We start from the raw sequence: 18,270 nt of genomic DNA on the forward strand, positions 1-18,270 counted from the left end.
TGCGGGACCGCCTCCTCCTTACCGGGTCAGGTCGTAGGAATAGTCCGTCATGCCCGGCTCGATCGTTTCCCGGTCGAGCTGGTCGAATATCTTGTCGAGGATCGTCGTCAGCACGCGCAGGCCGCCCTGGTAGCCCATGAGCGGGAAGCGGTGATGATGGTGCCGGTCGAAGATCGGGAACATCAGCCGGATCAGCGGCGTGCCGGTGTCGCGTTCCAGGTATTTGCCGTAGGAATTGCCGATCAAGAGATCCACCGGCTCGGTGAAGAGCAGCGAGCGCATTGCCCACAGATCCTTGCCAGCCCAGACTTGGCATGGCTTGCCGAAGGGCGATGAGGCGAGCAGCGCCTGCATCTCCTCTTCCCAGGTCTTGGTGCCGTTGGTGGCAAGGCAGTGCGTCGGCTCGCCGCCGGTTTCCATCACGAACCTGGCCATTGCGTAGACGAAGTCCGGATCGCCGTAGATCGCGTATTTCTTGCCGTGGAGCCAAGACTGACTGTCGGCCATGGCGTCGATCAGGCGGCCGCGTTCCAGGCGGATCGCCTCGGGTATCTCCTTGCCGGAGATCTCCGAGACCTTCATCAGGAGTTCATCGGTCGCCTGGATGCCGAGTGGGTAATGAAAGGAGGCGGTCGCCTGCCCGGCTTCCCCACAGTATCCCAGCGTCTTGCGGGTGTTGTAATGCTGCAGCGACAGTGTCGCCTCGGCATTCAGCGCCGCCTTCACGTCTTCGATCTTGGTTCCGCCATCAAACATACGAAACTCGCCATCCGACGGCGTGTCGTATTGATCGGAGGCATCCTGAATGAAGGCGTAGGAAACGCCCATGAGGTCGAGCAGACGCTTAATCTCGCGATTGTTGCCGACGCAAAACCCATCGAATCCGGGAATGATATTGATGGTGTTTGCAACCTCGGAACGCTCTTTTCCCTTCCAGAAGTTCTCCAGCACCCCTTTGACCATCACGTCGTATCCGTCGACATGACTGCCGACGAAGGCTGGCGTATGGGCATAGGGCACGTCGAAATCCTGTGGAACGGAGCCTTCGCTCCTGGCATTTTCTATGAAGCCTTGCAGGTCGTCGCCGATCACTTCCGCCATACAGGTGGTCGACACCGCGATCATCTTCGGGTCGTAAAGCTTATAAGTGTTGGCAAGTCCGTCGATCATGTTCTTCAGGCCGCCGAACACCGCAGCGTCCTCGGTCATCGAGGAGGAGACTGCTGACGAGGGCTCCTTGAAATGGCGTGACAGGTGCGAGCGATAGTAGGCGACGCAGCCCTGACTGCCATGGACGAAGGACATGGTCCGCTCGAAGCCGGCGGCGGCAAACACCGCGCCGAGCGGCTGGCAGGCCTTCGCCGGGTTCACGACGAGAGCTTGCCGGGCGAGGTTCTTTTCCCGGTATTCCCAGCTCTTGGTGAACTCGCGCTGATCGGTAACGATCTGGTCCGGATGCGGACATTCGAAATTGATCTTCTTCTCAGCGAGCATCTGCCTGTATTCCGGCTCACGGAACAGCGGAGCGTGGTCAAGGACTTTTTCGGCCGATTGCGGCATTTTAGGTCACCTCCATCCATACTGGCCGCGCCATACGGCGACACAGGGACATCGAGACGTTTCAGGGCATCCCGCGGATCAGGAGCCGCAGGCGTTCATCGACCTCCCCGCCAAAGCGGGAAAGCCAGTTTTCATTCGGCGGCGATCGCCGTCGACGGCACGGCCTTCTTCTTCCAGGGGGCGTCGTAGAGACCCCACACCGGGTTGTTGATGGCAAGATCCATGTCGCGGGCGAAGATGGCGAAGCCATCATAGCCGTGATAGGGGCCCGAATAGTCCCAGGAGTGCATCTGACGGAACGGGATGCCCATCTTCTGTACCGGGTATTTCTCCTTGATGCCGGAGCCGACGAGATCGGGACGGATGCCCTCGATGAACTTCTCCAACTCGTAGCCGGTCACGTCGTCATAGATCAAAGTGCCCTTCTTCACGTAGTGACCGGTGCGCTGATAATCGTCGTTGTGACCGAACTCGTAGCCCGTGCCGACGATCTCCATGCCCAGGTCTTCGTAAGCAGTGATCACGTGGCGGGGACGCAGGCCGCCGACATAGAGCATCACCGTCTTGCCCTCGAGGCGCGGCCGGTATTTGGCGATGACCGCATCGACCATCGGGCGATACTTGGCGATCACCTTTTCGGTCTTTTCCTCGATCTCCGGCCCGAAGTGCTTAGCGATCTTGCGCATCGAGGTTTCGATCTGCGAGGGGCCGAAGAAGTTGTACTCCATCCAGGCCACGCCGTACTTTTCCTCCATGTGGCGACAGATGTAGTTCATCGACCGGTAGCAATGGATGAGGTTAAGCTTGGCTTTCGGCGCGCGCTCGATCTCGGCGAGCGTCGCGTCGCCCGACCAGTTGCCGACCACCCGCAGGCCCATTTCCTCGAGCAGGATGCGGGACGCCCAGGCATCGCCGCCGATATTGTAGTCGCCAATGACGTTGACGTCGTAAGAGCCAGTCTCGAAGGCTTCGTGCTTGTCCTCGCCACTGAAGACCCAGTCGCGGATCGCATCGTTGGCGATGTGGTGGCCGAGCGACTGCGATACGCCGCGGAACCCTTCGCAACGCACCGGCACGATGGTCTTGTTGTGCTCTTTCTTCTTCTTGCGCGACACGGCTTCGATGTCGTCGCCGATGAGGCCGATCGGACATTCGGACTGGATCGTCACGCCATTGTTGAGCGGAAAGAGCTCCTGGATTTCGTCAATGACCTTCTCCAGCTTCTTGTCGCCGCCGAAGACGATGTCCTTTTCCTGGAAGTCGGAGGTAAACTGCATCGTCACGAAAGTGTCTATGCCCGTCTTGCCGATGTAGTAGTTGCGGCGCTGCGACCAGGAATACTGACCGCAACCGACGGGCCCGTGCGAGATGTGGACCATGTCCTTGACCGGACCCCACACCACGCCTTTGGAGCCGGCATAGGCACAGCCGCGGATCGTCATCACACCAGGAATGGACTTGATGTTCGACTTGACGTCGCATTCGGAGAGCACCTTGCCCTCCTCCGCGACCTCTTCCCCGCTCGCCGTGGCGACGCTCAGGTGTTTCTTGCGGCGCTTGGCCGTTTTGTCGGGATATTGAGACAGCACTTCCTCGATCAGCTTTTCGTTCAAGGCGCCGTCATTTTCGTAGTCGAGGCTCATGGGACCTGCCCCTTTCAAGGTTCCTGTGGCGCCTCGTCTTGCAAGGCGCCCGTTTGCGGAAAGGCGCGCCGGGTCAAGGCCGGCGCCCCTACGGCACTGCTGGCGGGTGCTAGGCGACCGCCAGCGTCGCTTCCTTCGCGGCGAGCTCGGCAAGCATTTGCTCGTCGGTTTTCATCAGGCCGAAATCGAGCAACATGTCTTCCAACTCGTCCATGGTGATCGGGGTCGGGATGGTGCCCTTGCCGGAATTCACATGGATCTTCTCGGCCAGTTGCCGGTATTCCTGGGCCTGCTTAGAGTCTGGCGCGTATTCTATGACCGTCTGCTTGCGCAGTTCGGCATGCTGGACGATGTTGTCGCGGGGGACGAAATGGATCAGCTTGGAGTTCAGGCGCGCCGATAGCGCTTCGGCCAGATCCAGTTCGCGGTCGGTCTGACGCTCGTTGCAGATCAGGCCGCCGAGGCGTACACCGCCGGAATTCGCATATTTGAGAATACCCTTGGCGATGTTGTTGGCCGCATAGAGCGCCATCATCTCGCCGGACATGACGATATAGATTTCCTGGGCCTTGTTCTCGCGGATCGGCATGGCAAAACCGCCGCAGACAACGTCGCCGAGAACATCGTAGGAAACATAGTCGACGTCGTCATAGGCGCCGTTTTCCTCGAGGAAGTTGATCGAAGTGATGACGCCGCGGCCGGCGCAGCCGACCCCCGGCTCCGGACCACCGGATTCCACGCACTTGATACCTTTGTAACCGATCTTCAGGACATCCTCGAGCTCGAGGTCCTCAACCGAACCTTCCTGAGCAGCGAGAGACAATACGGTGTCTTGGGCTTTCGAATTGAGAATGAGGCGGGTGGAGTCCGCCTTCGGATCGCAGCCGACGATGAGGATCTTCTGACCCAAATCGACGAGTGCGGCGAGCGTGTTCTGGGAGGTGGTGGACTTTCCGATACCACCTTTCCCGTAGAATGCGATCTGACGCAGAGCTGGCATGTGTTGCTTTCCTTCCTTTCCATCAATCGCGGGTTCCGTCGCGAAAAGAATGCCGGTCGGCAGCTCTTGCCGCCTCGCATCGCAAGAGCTTCAAGAACCGTGCCAATTCGGTCGAGGCGGACCGATAAAAAATTTTATGTATATTTGTCAGATAGTTAGAAAGCCATGCCGGCGCAAAGGCGGCCCACAGGCTTCTGTCGCGGACCCGACAAACCCGACAAGAGATGTCGAACCGCAACGTTTTTGAGAATGGTGGGCAAACCGTGAAGCGATATCTTTGGTGGTCTGTCCCGAAGATCGTGCCCAATGTCCCGCAAGATAACGCTCCGGCGGCCAGTCGCATTGTCCGATATCAGACTATGTTCGACATGCGACATAGCGCTACGCATGCATCGCTTTGTTTTAGATAGATTTTCTCATCTGGCACGACATGTGCATGGGCACTTTCGAGTTCATCACGAGCCAAGGAGACATCATCTCATGATCACTCTCACCGACAATGCCGCTGCCGCGGTGAAGACCGCGCTTTCGCGTGCCGACGAACCGGCGCACGGCTTGCGGATCATGGTCGAGGCCGGCGGTTGCGCGGGGCTGAAATACTTGATGGGCCTGGAAACCGTCTCGCGCGAGGGTGACGCAGTCGTCGAGGCGGACGGCTTCAAGGTGTTCGTAGACGCCGGCTCCCAGCCCTACGTCGCGGGTATGACCGTCGATTTCGTCACCGGGCTCGAATCCTCTGGCTTCGTATTCGACAACCCGAATGCGCAGGACAAGTGCGCCTGCGGCAAGTCCTTCGGCTGAGCTCGAAAACAGCGAGGAAAAGGGTCATGTGGGACTATAGCGACAAGGTCAAGGAATACTTCTTCAACCCGAAGAATGCCGGCGTTCTGGAAGCGGCCAACGCCGTCGGCGAGGTTGGCGCAATCTCTTGCGGCGATGCCCTCAAGCTGATGATGAGCATCGATCCGGACACCGACACGATCACCGCCGCGAAGTTCCAGACCTTCGGCTGCGGCTCGGCCATCGCCTCGTCTTCGGCGCTCACCGAACTCATCACCGGCAAGACGCTTGAGGATGCGCTCCGGATCACCAACCAGGACATTGCGGACTTTCTCGGCGGCCTGCCGCCGGAGAAGATGCACTGCTCGGTGATGGGCTACGAGGCTCTGCAGGCAGCGATCGCCAACTACCGCGGCGAGGAATGGGCCGACGACCACGAGGAAGGCGCGCTCGTCTGCAAGTGCTTCGGCGTCGACGAAGGCATGATCGAGCGTGCTGTGCGGGTCAACAAGCTCACCACGGTCGAGCAGGTCACCAATTACACGAAGGCCGGCGGCGGCTGCCTCACCTGTTTCGAGACGATCGAGGAAGTGCTCGCCCGGGTCAACGCCACGATGGTCGGCGAAAGCCTGATCGCGGCCGAAGAAGCCTATAAGGCCGGCAGCACGGACAAATATGCGTTGAAGATCAAGACAAGGGCGAAGACGGCAGTTCCCGAACCTGCGGTCGTGTCGGGCCAGATGGACAGAACGCTACCACCCGCAGCTGTTCAATCCCCACGGCCAGAGGCTCCGGCAGGCCGGCAAATGACCACGCTGAAGAGAATCCGGCTGATCGAAACCGCCATCGACGGCATGCGCTCCACCCTGCGCGCCGATGGCGGCGACTGCGAACTCATCGATGTCGACGGCGACCACGTCTACGTCAAGCTGTCGGGCGCCTGCACCGGCTGCCAACTGGCTTCCGTCACCATCAATGGCATGCGCCAGAAGCTGGTCGAGGCGACCGGCCTCGCCTTGCGTGTCCTTCCGGTCAGTTGAGGGGTTGGATTTATGAGACCCGTCTATCTCGATAACAACGCCACCACCCGCGTCGATCCTGACGTCGTGCAGGCGATGCTTCCGTTCTTCACCGACCACTTCGGCAACCCGTCGTCGATACATGCCTTCGGCGCCTCCGTCGGCGCCGCGGTGAAGACCGCGCGTCGACAATTGCAGGCGCTGATCGGCGCGGAATTCGACCATGAGGTCGTCTTCACCTCGGGCGGCACGGAGAGCGACAATGCGGCGATCCTTTCAGCCCTCGAGGTGATGCCGGACCGCACCGAGATCGTCACCTCCGCAGTCGAGCATCCGGCGGTGTTGTCGCTCTGCGCCGACCTTGAAAAACGGCGCGGCATCACGGTCCACAGGATCCCTGTAGACCGCCACGGCCGGCTCGACCTCGAGGCTTACCGGGCGGCGCTGTCCTCGCGCGTGGCCATCGTCTCGATCATGTGGGCCAACAATGAGACCGGCACGATCTTCCCCGTCGCCGAACTCGCCGAGTTGGCCAAGGAAGCAGGCGCGCTCTTCCACACGGACGCCGTGCAGGCAGTCGGCAAGCTTCCGATCGATCTGAGGTCGACCGCGATCGACATGCTGTCGCTTTCGGGCCACAAATTGCACGCACCCAAAGGGATCGGCGCGCTCTATGTGAAGCGCGGCGTGCGCTTCCGCTCCCAGATCAAGGGCGGGCATCAGGAGCGCGCCCGCCGCGCGGGCACTGAAAACACGCCCGGCATCGTCGGGCTCGGCAAGGCGGCCGAACTCGCCATGAAATTCATGGACGACGAGAACACGCGCGTCAAAACCCTGCGCGACCGTTTGGAGAAAGGCCTTCTCCAGGCGATCCCAAACGCCTTCGTCACCGGCGACCCGCGCGAGAGGCTGCCGAACACCGCCAACATAGCGTTCGAATACATCGAAGGCGAAGGCATGCTGCTTCTCCTCAACCGCGAGGGCATCGCTTGCTCTTCCGGCTCCGCCTGCACCTCCGGATCGCTGGAACCGAGCCATGTCCTGAGGGCCATGGACATCCCTTACACCGCCGCGCATGGAGCCATCCGTTTTTCCTTCTCACGCGACAATTGCGAGGACGACGTCGATCGCGTGCTCGAGGTGATGCCGGGGATCGTCGAAAAGCTGCGTGAACTCTCGCCGTTCTGGGCTGGCGTGGGGGAAGCGCCGAAGACCTTCAATCCTGTTTACGCATGACGGACAGGCGAGGCGGCGGTCGATCATGAAGCATCCCGTTTTTCTCAACGACACGACATTGCGCGACGGCGAGCAGGCGCCGGGCGTCGCTTTCACCGTGTCGGAAAAGCTGAGAATTGCCGAGGCGCTCGCCGCCGCCGGCGTCCCCGAGATCGAGATCGGCACGCCGGCGATGGGGCCTGAAGAGATCGAAGCGATCCGCGCTGTGGTTGCCCTGCGTCTTCCCACCCGGCTGATGGCGTGGTGCCGCATGACCGAGCGGGATCTCGAAGCGGCGATCCGCAGCGGTGTCACCGCCGTCAACCTGTCGCTGCCGGCATCGGACATCCAGCTTGCCGCCAAACTCGGCCTCGACCGTGTTGCGGCGCTTGAGATCATCGAGCGGATGGTCGGCCGCGCTGCCATACTTGGGCTTTTCGTTGCAGTCGGCTGCGAAGACGCCTCGCGGGCCGACCGCGGCCACCTTGCCCATGTGATCGAAACAGCCGCACGCGCCGGTGCCAGCCGCGTCAGGCTGGCCGACACTGTCAGCGTCCTCGATCCTTTCTCGACCTTCGAATTGGTGTCCTTTCTCGCCGCGGCGTCCCCCATCGATCTCGAATTCCATGCGCATAACGATCTGGGACTTGCGACCGCCAACACGCTGGCCGCAATCCGCGCCGGAGCCAATCATGCCTCCGTCACCGTCGGCGGGCTCGGCGAACGCGCCGGCAACGCCGCACTCGAAGAGGTCGCGGTTGCGCTATCGGTCCTCGATCACATCGATACCGGCATCGACCTTACCGCCCTCCCCAATCTCGCCGGCCAGATAGCGCGAGCCGCTTGCCGGCCGACAGCAGCCATCAAGCCGATTGTTGGCGCGGAGGTCTTCACCCATGAGTCCGGCATCCATGTTGCGGGACTCCTCGCGGACACGCGTACCTATCAAGGGCTCGATCCAGCCCTCGTCGGGCGCTGCCACCACATCGTCATCGGCAAGCACTCCGGAGCCACGGCAATTGCTCATCTCCTGGGCGAGAGCGGCCGCAGGCTCGATCCGGAACTGGCCGCAGCGACCGTCGCGCGAGTTCGGCGGAGGGCAGTGGAAACGAAGTCGACCATCACCGCGGCCGAGCTGGTCGATCTTTACGAAGGGCTACACGACCAAAACGCAGCCCGAACCCTGGAAATGGCCGGAAGTCTGGAAATGGAATGAGGCTGGCGATGTCGTTCATAATCGATAGCCCCACGCCCAAGGCAATGCGCGTCCAGGCCGTTCGTCCTTCGCCGATGGCGATGATCCGCGAGGATATCAGCTGCGTGAAGGCGCGCGATCCGGCCGCGCGAGGCACATTCGAGATCGTGCTCACCTATCCCGGCGTCCATGCCGTCGTCGGACACCGGATAGCCAATCGCATGTGGCGACGTGGCTTCCGCTTTCCGGCGCGGTTTCTGTCCTGGGCCGTGCGCTTCGCAACGAATGTCGACATTCATCCGGGCGCGACCATCGGCCAGCGTTTCTTCATCGACCACGGAGCCGGTGTCGTCATCGGTGAAACAGCCGAGATCGGCAACGATGTCACGCTCTATCACGGCGTCACCCTTGGCGGCACGTCATGGGCGCCGGGGAAGCGTCATCCCACGCTCGACAACGGCGTCATCATCGGCGCCGGTGCCAAGATCCTGGGCGCCATCACGGTTGGCGCCGGCTGCCGCGTCGGCGCCAATGCGGTGGTGATCGAGGATGTGCCCCCTGGCATGACGGTGGTCGGCATACCCGGTCGCATCATCCGCCCGGCCGGCGAACGGCGCCGGCTCGTCCATGGCCGGATCGATCTCGACCATCATCTGATGCCCGACCCGGTCGGTGACGCCATCGCCGAGCTGGTCGACCGCATCTCGTTTCTCGAACTGCGTATCGGCCGGCTGCAGCGTCAGCTTGCTGCGAACGCACCCGCCAGCTCGCACGCCAAGCAAGACACCGCCGCGACCACGGAAATCGACCAACAAAGGGAAATGCAATGAGCAATTGTTCGGCTGAGAGCCGCCCCATCGACGTCACCGATATCCTCGCGCGGCTGAAGGGTCTGTCGGCCGCGGAAGATTTCTTCACCGCGCTCGGCGTCGCCTCCGATCCGAAGGTGCTCAATGTTTCTCGCCTCCACATCCTGAAGCGGATGGGCCAGTACCTTGCCGAGGAGGACTTTTCAGAGCTTCCCGACAGAGTGATCGCGGCGCGCTCGCGAGCGACGCTCGAACGCGCCTATGAGGATTTTGCAAGCTCCTCGCCGCTTGCGCAGCGGGTTTTCAAGGTCCTGAAGGATCACGATCCAGATAAGCCGGCCGCGTCGCGCCGGGCTTTCGTGCCGTTCGAGTCCATCTTCAAACCGTCGGGGCAGGAATGAGAGCGGCAGGGTTGCTACCCGACAATGTCGAGAAGCCGACAAACCTCGTTAGGGCACCGCGATGTTCAATTAGAAAATGCCCAAATTTCAAATGGATAGGAAAGCCCGCAACGGTTGGCACGATTGATGCGTAGAAGAAAGCGGGCAAGCCCGATCGAACAGGAGCCTGAGAGACCGCCATGCACATCGTGATCTGTATCAAGCAGGTGCCAGACTCCGCGCATATCCGGGTTCACCCGGTGACCAACACAATCATGCGGCAGGGTGTGCCGACGATCATCAATCCCTATGATCTGTTCGCCCTCGAGGAAGCGCTGAGGCTGCGCGACGTCCATGGCGGCGAGATCACCGTGCTCACCATGGGGCCGCCGATGGCCGAGGACGCCTTGCGCAAGGCCCTCACTTACGGTGCTGACCGCGCGGTGCTCCTGACCGACCGCTACTTTGCCGGCTCCGACACGCTGGCGACGTCCTTCGCCTTGTCCCAGGCAATTGCCAAGATAGGCGAAACCTTCGGCAAGCCCGACATCGTCTTCACGGGCAAGCAGACGATCGACGGCGACACGGCCCAAGTCGGTCCCGGCATCGCCAAGCGCCTTGATCTCGTCCAGCTCACTTATGTCGCCAAGATCGGCGTGGTCGATTTCGAGGCGCGCGAAATCGCGGTGGAGCGCCGCTCGGAAGGCGGCACGCAGATGCTGAAGAGCAAGCTCCCCTGCCTTGTCACCATGCTGGAAGGCACCAACGAGATCCGCCGCGGTATGCTCGACGATGCCTTGCGCGCGGCACGCAGTGAGATCGTCAAATGGAGCGCCACCGACGCCGGCATAGAAGACCTGATGAAGTGCGGCCTGCGCGGCTCGCCGACAGTCGTAAAGCGCGTTTTCGCCCCGACTGCACGCGCGGAAAAGGCCGCGCGGATCGACACCACCGACAAGTCGCCCCGCGATCTCGCCGACGAACTGATAGCCGAAATCTTCACCCGGCAACCTTCGATGGAACACGAACTCGCTTTTAACGGCGGTGCGTGACGACAAGGAGCAGACGATGTCGACCGTGAACCAAGCAACCCCGCCTCCCGCCGCCGCCCGCGCCGCCATGAAGAAGGAGTTGCCCGAGCACTTCAAGGGTTACAAACACGTCTGGGTGTTCATGGAATTGGAGCGTGGCCAGGTCCATCCCGTCTCGTTCGAGCTTCTGGGAGAAGGCCGCAAGCTTGCCGACAAGCTCGGCGTCGAGCTTGCAGGCGTTGTGGTCGGGCCGCCCGGAGAGGCGACGTGGCACGCCGTCGCCGAGGCCTTCGCCTACGGCGCCGATCTCGCCTACATCATCGAGGACCCGCTTCTATCGGATTATCGCAACGAGCCCTTCACCAAGGCGATGACGGATCTGGTCAACAGCTACAAGCCAGAGATCCTGCTTCTTGGTGCGACCACGCTTGGTCGCGACCTCGCCGGCTCCGTCGCGACGACCTTGCTGACAGGGCTTACCGCCGATTGCACCGAACTCGACGTCGATGCCGATGGTTCGCTTGCTGCGACACGGCCGACTTTCGGCGGGTCCCTGCTGTGCACGATCTACACGCTCAACTACCGGCCGCAAATGGCCACCGTACGTCCGCGTGTGATGTCGATGCCGAAACGGGTCGAAAGGCCGGTCGGCCGGATCATTCCCCACAAGCTGTCGATGGTCGAGGAGGACATCGTCACCAAAATCCTCGGTTTCCTGCCCGATGGCCAATCGGCAAAGGCCAATCTTGCCTATGCCGATGTTGTGGTGGCGGGCGGTCTTGGTCTCGGTGCGGTGGAAAACCTGCAATTGGTGAAGAATCTCGCCCAGTCGATCGGCGCCGAATATGGCTGCTCGCGCCCGCTGGTGCAGAAAGGCTGGATGCCGGCTGACAGGCAGATCGGCCAGACCGGCAAGACCATCCGGCCGAAGCTCTACATCGCCGCGGGCATCTCCGGTGCCATCCAGCATCGGGTCGGTGTCGAGGGGGCTGACCTGATCGTCGCCATCAACACCGATCCGAATGCCCCGATTTTCGACTTCGCCCATGTCGGCATCGTCAGCGATGCGATCCGGCTTCTGCCGGCGCTGACAGAAGCCTTCATGCGGCGGCTGTCGCCACACAATCGCGACAAGCTCGCCAGCTGACGGAGACGGTCATGATCGAGGAGAAGTTCGACGCTATCGTCATCGGGGCCGGCATGTCCGGCAATGCCGCCGCCTATACCATGGCAAGCCGCGGCATGAAGGTGCTGCAGCTGGAGCGCGGCGAATATCCCGGCTCCAAAAACGTCCAGGGCGCCATCATGTACGCCGACATGCTGGAGAAGATCATCCCGGATTTCCGCGACGACGCGCCACTCGAGCGGCATCTGGTCGAGCAGCGCTTCTGGATGATGGACGACACGTCCCACACCGGTATGCATTACCGGTCGGACGACTTCAACGAGGCGAAGCCCAACCGCTACACGATCATCCGCGCCCAGTTTGACAAGTGGTTCTCGCGCAAGGTGCGTGCGGCCGGTGCGACGGTGCTGTGCGAAACCACCGTGACCGAACTCGCCCACGACACAAGCGGTAAGGTGATCGGCGTTCGCACCGACCGCACGGGCGGCGTCATCTTCGCGGATGTTGTTGTACTTGCCGAGGGCGTCAACGGATTGCTCGGCACCCGCGCCGAACTGCGCGAGATGCCGAAGCCGGAGACTGTCGCGCTCGCCGTCAAGGAAATGCATTTCCTGCCGGAAGAGGTCATCGACCAGCGTTTCGGGCTCAAAGGGGACGAAGGCTGCGTGATCGAGGCGGCCGGCACCATCTCGCGCGGCATGACCGGGCTCGCCTTCCTCTACACCAACAAGGAGTCGATCTCGCTCGGCATCGGCTGTCTCGTGTCCGATTTCGCCGCCAAGATGGAAAGTCCCTACGTCCTCCTCGACATGTTCAAGAACCATCCGTCGGTTCGGCCGCTGATCAAAGGTTCGGAGGTCAAGGAATACGCCGCGCATCTCATTCCCGAGGGCGGCTACAAGGCAATCCCGCAACTCTTCGGCGACGGCTGGGTCGTGGTCGGCGATGCCGCGCAATTGAACAACGCGGTCCACCGCGAAGGTTCCAATCTCGCCATGACCTCCGGCCGGATCGCGGGCGAGGCGATCTTCCAGGTCAAGAGCCGCAGGGATCCGATGACGAGGGAGAACCTCGCGCTTTACAAAACCATGCTGGACAATTCCTTCATCGTGAAGGACCTGAAAAAATACAAGGACATGCCCGCGCTGTTGCACACCAATTCCCAGCATTTCTTCAAGACCTATCCGCAGTTGATGTCGCAGGCTGCGCAGAACTTCATGCGCGTCGACGGCACGCCGAAGATCGACAAGGAGAAGGCGACCACGGCTGCGTTCATCAGGGCTCGTTCGCGCTGGGGATTGGTCAGCGACGCCGTCCGATTGGCTTTCGCCTGGCGCTGAGAAGGAGAAATGAGATGACAATTGCAGTGACCGAACCACGCGTCGAGGACAAACTCTACCAGAACCGCTACCTGGTCGATGCCGGGCGGCCGCACATCAAGGTGCGGCCGCACGTGACGCCGAGCGCCAACCTGCTCGCGCTGACCCGCGTCTGCCCGGCCAAGTGTTACGAGGAAAACGACAAGGGTCAGGTCGAGATCACCGCCGACGGCTGCATGGAATGCGGTACCTGCCGGGTGCTGTGCGAGGCCAGTGGCGAGATCGAATGGAACTATCCGCGCGGCGGCTTCGGCGTCCTTTTCAAGTTCGGATGACCGGCCCGGGCGCGCCATTTCGAAGACGCAAACCTGCACAAGCACAGCAACAGGAGACAGAGCGATGCTCGGGATTGGCGACAAACTTCCGCAATTCAGCGTCACCGGCGTGAAACCGGGTTTCAACCATCACGAGGAGGACGGCCAAAGTGCCTTCGAGACGCTGACCGATAAAAGCTTCAAAAACAAATGGAAGGTCATCTTCTTCTACCCGAAGGATTTCACCTTCGTCTGCCCGACTGAGATCGCGGCGTTTGCCCGTCTGGCGCCCCAATTCGAGGAGCGCGACGCGGTCGTGCTCGGCGGCTCCACCGACAATGAATTCGTCAAGCTCGCCTGGCGGCGCGATCACCCAGATCTCGACAAGCTGCCGATCTGGATGTTTGCCGACACCACCGGCTCATTGGTCGATGGCCTGGGCGTTCGGGCGCCGGAGGGCGTCGCCTACCGCTACACATTCATCGTCGACGGCGACAACACGATCCAGCACGTCTACGCGACCAATCTCAATGTCGGCCGCAATCCGGAGGACACGCTGCGCGTGCTCGATGCCTTGCAGACGGAAGGACTGTGCGCCTGTAATCGCCAGGTGGGCGGGACGTTGCTGGTCGCCTGATCTTATTCCAAAGGAAGACGACACCCCATGAGCGACATTGCCGGCTGTCCATTCCACGCTGACCAAGCCGAGGCCGCCCCTGCCAGTGACGATACGCGCAAGACCATGACCGGTATCGGGCACACCATCGTCCGCCTGTTCACCGAAGCGGGCTGTTTTGACGCGGCGAGCTACGTTACTAGCCAGAAGATGACTATCAACGATGGAAAGGAACTATAGCGAATCTACGTGATTGCGGCTAAACGCCGCATAATTATTTCACGAAAGCTTCGAGATATACTTAGAAATATGTGAGCATAAAGTAACGCAATTGATGACTTCGACTTTTACAATCAAGCGCTCAAAAATTGAGCTTAATGCATCTTATTTGAGCGCGACAAACGAAAGGATGCGAGTAATACTTGCGCTTCCGGAATTCGAAACTGCAAAAAACGCAATCCCGTGGGAGGGAAACTCTTGGATCAACCGTTAAGGTGTTTCCATGACTCACATGCTGCGCGATCATATCCATGAGGTAGGTGACCGGAACATCCTGCCGACGCGAGAGATCAAGGCCATGCACAAGGCAGATGTCTCGCTAAGCGGGATCTACGAGATTTCGAAGGTCCTTACTGCGCCCGCTCGCCTCGAGATCACGCTTGCCAACGTCGTCAACATCCTTTCCTCGTTCCTGCAGATGCGTCACGGGGCGATCATCGTCCTGGACGAAGAAGGAGAGCCGGAAATCACCGCGACCGCGGGCGTAGCGCACCATCCACAACCCAGCGCCGGCCGCGCGGTCCCGCAGGCCGTAGTGGATCAGATTGTCGCGACGGGGACGCCACTCGTCATCCAGGACCTCAATAAGTCTGAGCTGTTCTCGCCCGTTCAACGGCCGCAATCCGACGGTGTAGCTCCGATCGCCTTCATCGGCGTCCCGGTCAAGGCGGAACACCAGGTTCTTGGAACCCTTTCGATCGACCGTGTCAGGGACGGCGCCATCAGCTTCCGCTACGACGAAGATGTCCGCTTCCTGACGATGGTTGCCAATCTCGTCGGCCAAACGATCCGTCTCCATCGCATACTGAGCACGGACCGCCAGCGGCTTATCGAAGAGCAGCAGCGGCTGGAAAAATCGCTCGACGATGAAAGAGCCGGTCCCGCTCGCCATCCACATGTCAAGATCGATGGGATCGTCGGAGAAAGCCAGGCGGTCAAGAACGTGCTCGACACCGTTTCAATCGTGGCGAAGACGAATTCCACGGTTCTTCTGCGCGGCGAGAGTGGCACCGGGAAGGAGCTGTTCGCGCAGGCCATCCATGAACTGTCGCTGCGCAAGAAGAAGCCCTTCGTCAAGCTGAATTGCGCCGCGCTGCCGGAAAGCGTTCTGGAGTCGGAACTCTTCGGGCATGAGAAAGGCGCCTTTACCGGCGCCATAGCGCAGCGCGCCGGCCGCTTTGAACTGGCGCATGGTGGAACGCTGCTCCTCGACGAGATCGGCGAGATTTCGCCGGCTTTTCAAGCCAAGCTCCTGCGCGTGTTGCAGGAAGGCGAATTGGAGCGCGTCGGCGGCACCAGGACGCTGAAAGTTGACGTCAGGCTCATCTGCGCGACCAACAAGGATCTCGAGGCAGCTGTCGCGAACGGGCAGTTCAGGGCCGACCTCTACTACCGCATCAACGTCGTGCCGATCATGCTGCCTCCGCTCAGGGAGCGACCCGGCGACATTCCGCGCCTCGCCAACGCCTTCCTTGGCCGCTTCAACAGCGAAAACAATCGTGAAATCGCTTTCACGCCTTCGGCGCTTGATTTGATCTCACGATGCTATTTTCCCGGCAATGTTCGCGAACTGGAGAACTGTGTGCGGCGGACGGCGACACTCGCGCGATCCAAATCGATCGCTCCGTCGGATTTCGCCTGCAAGAGCAGTCAATGCCTGTCATCGCTTCTGTGGAAAGGGGCCGACCGGTCGCATGGCAGCAATGCCATCGACGACCTCGCCCAAGGCCGGATGATGCCGGCCGGATCGCCAGTGCCGGCCCGGCGCCCGATCATGCCTGACGAACGCGAAGCGTCGCCCGTCAAGGCCTGCGATCCGAACGATCCCGCTTGCCCGGCAATGGGGTCGCGTCTCACCGAACGCGACCGGCTGATCGAGGCGATGGAAAGGTCCGGTTGGGTTCAGGCAAAGGCGGCCCGCATTCTCGGGCTCACGCCTCGGCAGATCGGCTATGCCCTGCGCCAGCACCATGTCGACGTGAAGAAGTTCTGAACGCCTGGACGGCATCAACTTCGCGGTCCGGCTGCCTCACGCCGCATGTCGGGCGCGAGGCATTTTCGTAATCCGACCCTCTCATCCAAATTGTCGAAAGCCCGACAATGTCGTGTAGGAACAGCGACCGAAATCGGATTCTTGTGTCTAACACATTGAAATAAAAGTGATTTCAAATCTGGCACGGGTCTTGCGACGCGAACGATGTCGTTCACCTTGGAACGGAGCCGTTCGATGTCCACACCGATGATTTCGCTTGAGAGCCTAACCGGCGCAACGTCCTTCGACCAACTGCTGGCGACTGCCAAATCCGGTGGATGCTCGTCCTCGTCCTGCGGCTCTTCCGCAAAGCCGGACGACATGGACCCTGCCGTCTGGGAAAGGATCAAGGACCATCCCTGCTACTCGGAGGAGGCCCATCACTATTTCGCACGCATGCATGTGGCGGTCGCACCGGCTTGCAACATCCAGTGCAACTATTGCAACCGCAAATATGACTGCGCCAATGAAAGCCGCCCCGGCGTCGTCTCGGAGAAGCTGACGCCCGACCAGGCGCTGCGCAAGGTGATCGCGGTCGCCAACGAAGTGCCGCAGCTTTCCGTTCTCGGCATCGCCGGTCCTGGCGACGCCTGTTACGACTGGAGGAAGGCGAAGGCGACGTTCGAGCAGGTCGCCCGAGAAATTCCCGATATCAAACTGTGCATTTCCACAAACGGGCTCGCGCTCCCGGACCATGCCGACGAACTCGCCGACATGAACGTCGATCACGTGACGATCACCATCAACATGGTCGACCCGCAAATCGGCGCGAAGATCTACCCGTGGATATTCTACGGTCACCGGCGCTATACCGGCGTCGAGGCGGCCAGGATCCTGCACGAACGGCAGATGCTGGGCCTGGAAATGCTGACCGCGCGCGGCATCCTCACCAAGATCAATTCGGTGATGATCCCTGGCGTCAACGACGAGCACCTCGTCGAGGTGAACAAATGGGTCAAGGAACGCGGCGCCTTCCTGCACAATGTCATGCCGCTCATTTCCGACCCGGCGCACGGCACCCATTACGGCCTCACCGGCCAGCGCGGCCCGAAGGCGATGGAACTGAAGGCGCTGCAGGACAAGCTCGAGGGCGGTGCCAAGCTGATGCGCCATTGCCGCCAGTGCCGGGCCGATGCCGTCGGACTGCTCGGCGAGGATCGCGGCCAGGAGTTCACGCTCGACCAGATTCCCGAAGAGGTCAGCTACGACGCACAAAAGCGCGAGGCCTATCGGGAGGTGGTCGCGCGCGAGCGTGGCGACCACTTCGCGGCCAAGAGCGAGGCAATCGAGGTCGTCAAGGCGGCGAGCGCCAGCGGTTTGCTGCTCGTCGCGGTCGCGACCAAGGGCGGCGGCCGCGTCAACGAGCATTTCGGCCATGCCAAGGAGTTTCAAGTCTACGAGGCTTCGCCGAAGGGCATCAGCTTCGTCGGGCACCGCAAGGTCGAGCAATATTGCCTTGGCGGCTGGGGCGAGGATGCGGCTCTCGACGGCGTCATCGCCGCGCTCGAGGGCATCGACATCGTGATGTGCGCCAAGATCGGAGAATGCCCCAAGGACCAGCTCACCGAGGCCGGCATCAGGGCAACGGACGCCTATGGCCACGAATACATCGAAACCGCGATCGGCACTCTCTATGCGGCCGAATTCGGGATCGAACCCCTGGCGGCGACAGCTTGAGCCGCCTCATTCCAACCCGTCAACCGAACGAGGAGTAAAATGGCCTTCAAGATCATCACTTCCCAATGCACCCAATGTGGCGCCTGCGAGTTCGAATGTCCCTCGGCTGCGATCAGGTTCAAGGGCGAGACCTACATTATCGATCCGCAAAAGTGCACCGAATGCGAAGGCACGTTCGATACACAGCAATGCGCCTCGGTATGCCCGGTGCCCAAGACCTGCGTTCCCGCCTGATCTTGCGGGCACCCCGAACCGAAGGTCAGCGAAAAGCGGGC

General features: G+C 61.1%; 18 protein-coding genes. 15 read left to right on the forward strand and 3 right to left on the reverse strand.

Features of this window, described 5'->3' with window-relative positions:
• Positions 1-18 precede the first annotated feature (18 nt).
• The 3 genes from nifK to nifH all read right to left on the reverse strand — a co-directional run bounded on the left by nifK (position 19) and on the right by nifH (position 4,203).
• Positions 19-1,560 (reverse strand): nitrogenase molybdenum-iron protein subunit beta, encoded by a 1,542-nt coding sequence (nifK, locus tag EN859_RS28720; RefSeq protein WP_127856389.1) that lies wholly within the window; start codon positions 1,558-1,560, stop codon positions 19-21.
• A 131-nt stretch (positions 1,561-1,691) separates the two neighbouring features.
• Positions 1,692-3,203, reverse strand: a complete 1,512-nt coding sequence (gene nifD, locus EN859_RS28725) for a nitrogenase molybdenum-iron protein alpha chain (protein ID WP_127856388.1) — start codon at positions 3,201-3,203, stop codon at positions 1,692-1,694.
• A 109-nt stretch (positions 3,204-3,312) separates the two neighbouring features.
• Positions 3,313-4,203, reverse strand: coding sequence for a nitrogenase iron protein (nifH, locus tag EN859_RS28730; RefSeq protein WP_127856387.1), 891 nt, complete (start codon positions 4,201-4,203; stop codon positions 3,313-3,315).
• Positions 4,204-4,683: 480 nt separating this feature from the next.
• Between nifH and EN859_RS28735 the strand changes: the two genes are divergently transcribed.
• From EN859_RS28735 to EN859_RS28805, 15 genes are all read left to right on the forward strand, one after another.
• A complete protein-coding gene (locus EN859_RS28735; RefSeq protein WP_127856386.1) occupies positions 4,684-5,004 on the forward strand; it encodes an iron-sulfur cluster assembly accessory protein in 321 nt (106 codons plus the stop codon).
• Positions 5,005-5,030: 26 nt separating this feature from the next.
• Entirely contained in the window at positions 5,031-6,023 is a 993-nt protein-coding gene (gene nifU, locus EN859_RS28740; RefSeq protein WP_127856385.1) for a Fe-S cluster assembly protein NifU, read from the forward strand.
• Between the two features lie 12 nt (positions 6,024-6,035).
• Positions 6,036-7,238 (forward strand): cysteine desulfurase NifS, encoded by a 1,203-nt coding sequence (nifS, locus tag EN859_RS28745; RefSeq protein WP_127856384.1) that lies wholly within the window; start codon positions 6,036-6,038, stop codon positions 7,236-7,238.
• A 25-nt stretch (positions 7,239-7,263) separates the two neighbouring features.
• On the forward strand, positions 7,264-8,433 hold the full coding sequence (gene nifV, locus EN859_RS28750) for a homocitrate synthase (protein WP_127856383.1): 1,170 nt from the start codon (positions 7,264-7,266) through the stop codon (positions 8,431-8,433).
• Positions 8,434-8,441: 8 nt separating this feature from the next.
• On the forward strand, positions 8,442-9,242 hold the full coding sequence (cysE, locus tag EN859_RS28755; RefSeq protein ID WP_127856382.1) for a serine O-acetyltransferase: 801 nt from the start codon (positions 8,442-8,444) through the stop codon (positions 9,240-9,242).
• Entirely contained in the window at positions 9,239-9,622 is a 384-nt protein-coding gene (gene nifW, locus EN859_RS28760; RefSeq protein ID WP_127856381.1) for a nitrogenase stabilizing/protective protein NifW, read from the forward strand. The genes cysE and nifW overlap by 4 nt, the downstream gene beginning before the upstream one ends.
• Before the next feature lie 179 nt (positions 9,623-9,801).
• A complete protein-coding gene (locus tag EN859_RS28765) occupies positions 9,802-10,653 on the forward strand; it encodes an electron transfer flavoprotein subunit beta/FixA family protein (protein ID WP_127856380.1) in 852 nt (283 codons plus the stop codon).
• A 16-nt stretch (positions 10,654-10,669) separates the two neighbouring features.
• Positions 10,670-11,779, forward strand: coding sequence for an electron transfer flavoprotein subunit alpha/FixB family protein (locus EN859_RS28770; RefSeq protein ID WP_127856379.1), 1,110 nt, complete (start codon positions 10,670-10,672; stop codon positions 11,777-11,779).
• A gap of 11 nt (positions 11,780-11,790) precedes the next feature.
• Positions 11,791-13,098 (forward strand): FAD-dependent oxidoreductase, encoded by a 1,308-nt coding sequence (locus EN859_RS28775; protein WP_127856378.1) that lies wholly within the window; start codon positions 11,791-11,793, stop codon positions 13,096-13,098.
• A gap of 14 nt (positions 13,099-13,112) precedes the next feature.
• Positions 13,113-13,412 carry a ferredoxin family protein gene (locus EN859_RS28780; protein WP_127856377.1) on the forward strand — a complete coding sequence of 100 codons (300 nt, stop codon included), beginning with the start codon at positions 13,113-13,115 and terminating at the stop codon, positions 13,410-13,412.
• Positions 13,413-13,476: 64 nt separating this feature from the next.
• A complete protein-coding gene (locus EN859_RS28785; RefSeq protein ID WP_127856376.1) occupies positions 13,477-14,028 on the forward strand; it encodes a peroxiredoxin in 552 nt (183 codons plus the stop codon).
• Positions 14,029-14,055: 27 nt separating this feature from the next.
• Positions 14,056-14,247, forward strand: a complete 192-nt coding sequence (locus EN859_RS28790) for a hypothetical protein (protein ID WP_127856375.1) — start codon at positions 14,056-14,058, stop codon at positions 14,245-14,247.
• Positions 14,248-14,509: 262 nt separating this feature from the next.
• Complete coding sequence (nifA, locus tag EN859_RS28795) at positions 14,510-16,279, forward strand: nif-specific transcriptional activator NifA (protein ID WP_127856374.1); 1,770 nt, start codon at positions 14,510-14,512, stop codon at positions 16,277-16,279.
• Between the two features lie 234 nt (positions 16,280-16,513).
• A complete protein-coding gene (gene nifB, locus EN859_RS28800) occupies positions 16,514-17,995 on the forward strand; it encodes a nitrogenase cofactor biosynthesis protein NifB (RefSeq protein WP_127856373.1) in 1,482 nt (493 codons plus the stop codon).
• A gap of 39 nt (positions 17,996-18,034) precedes the next feature.
• Positions 18,035-18,229 carry a 4Fe-4S dicluster domain-containing protein gene (locus EN859_RS28805; RefSeq protein WP_127856372.1) on the forward strand — a complete coding sequence of 65 codons (195 nt, stop codon included), beginning with the start codon at positions 18,035-18,037 and terminating at the stop codon, positions 18,227-18,229.
• Positions 18,230-18,270 lie beyond the last annotated feature (41 nt).

Origin of the sequence: Mesorhizobium sp. M00.F.Ca.ET.216.01.1.1 (assembly GCF_004010325.2) — a bacterium.
GTDB lineage: Bacteria > Pseudomonadota > Alphaproteobacteria > Rhizobiales > Rhizobiaceae > Mesorhizobium.

Coding starts and splice junctions, on each gene's coding strand:
- nifK (WP_127856389.1), bottom strand. CDS start 1,560: ATGCCGCAATCGGCCGAAAAAGTCCTTGACCACGCTCCGCTGTTCCGT.
- nifD (WP_127856388.1), bottom strand. CDS start 3,203: ATGAGCCTCGACTACGAAAATGACGGCGCCTTGAACGAAAAGCTGATC.
- nifH (WP_127856387.1), bottom strand. CDS start 4,203: ATGCCAGCTCTGCGTCAGATCGCATTCTACGGGAAAGGTGGTATCGGA.
- EN859_RS28735 (WP_127856386.1), top strand. CDS start 4,684: ATGATCACTCTCACCGACAATGCCGCTGCCGCGGTGAAGACCGCGCTT.
- nifU (WP_127856385.1), top strand. CDS start 5,031: ATGTGGGACTATAGCGACAAGGTCAAGGAATACTTCTTCAACCCGAAG.
- nifS (WP_127856384.1), top strand. CDS start 6,036: ATGAGACCCGTCTATCTCGATAACAACGCCACCACCCGCGTCGATCCT.
- nifV (WP_127856383.1), top strand. CDS start 7,264: ATGAAGCATCCCGTTTTTCTCAACGACACGACATTGCGCGACGGCGAG.
- cysE (WP_127856382.1), top strand. CDS start 8,442: ATGTCGTTCATAATCGATAGCCCCACGCCCAAGGCAATGCGCGTCCAG.
- nifW (WP_127856381.1), top strand. CDS start 9,239: ATGAGCAATTGTTCGGCTGAGAGCCGCCCCATCGACGTCACCGATATC.
- EN859_RS28765 (WP_127856380.1), top strand. CDS start 9,802: ATGCACATCGTGATCTGTATCAAGCAGGTGCCAGACTCCGCGCATATC.
- EN859_RS28770 (WP_127856379.1), top strand. CDS start 10,670: ATGTCGACCGTGAACCAAGCAACCCCGCCTCCCGCCGCCGCCCGCGCC.
- EN859_RS28775 (WP_127856378.1), top strand. CDS start 11,791: ATGATCGAGGAGAAGTTCGACGCTATCGTCATCGGGGCCGGCATGTCC.
- EN859_RS28780 (WP_127856377.1), top strand. CDS start 13,113: ATGACAATTGCAGTGACCGAACCACGCGTCGAGGACAAACTCTACCAG.
- EN859_RS28785 (WP_127856376.1), top strand. CDS start 13,477: ATGCTCGGGATTGGCGACAAACTTCCGCAATTCAGCGTCACCGGCGTG.
- EN859_RS28790 (WP_127856375.1), top strand. CDS start 14,056: ATGAGCGACATTGCCGGCTGTCCATTCCACGCTGACCAAGCCGAGGCC.
- nifA (WP_127856374.1), top strand. CDS start 14,510: ATGACTCACATGCTGCGCGATCATATCCATGAGGTAGGTGACCGGAAC.
- nifB (WP_127856373.1), top strand. CDS start 16,514: ATGTCCACACCGATGATTTCGCTTGAGAGCCTAACCGGCGCAACGTCC.
- EN859_RS28805 (WP_127856372.1), top strand. CDS start 18,035: ATGGCCTTCAAGATCATCACTTCCCAATGCACCCAATGTGGCGCCTGC.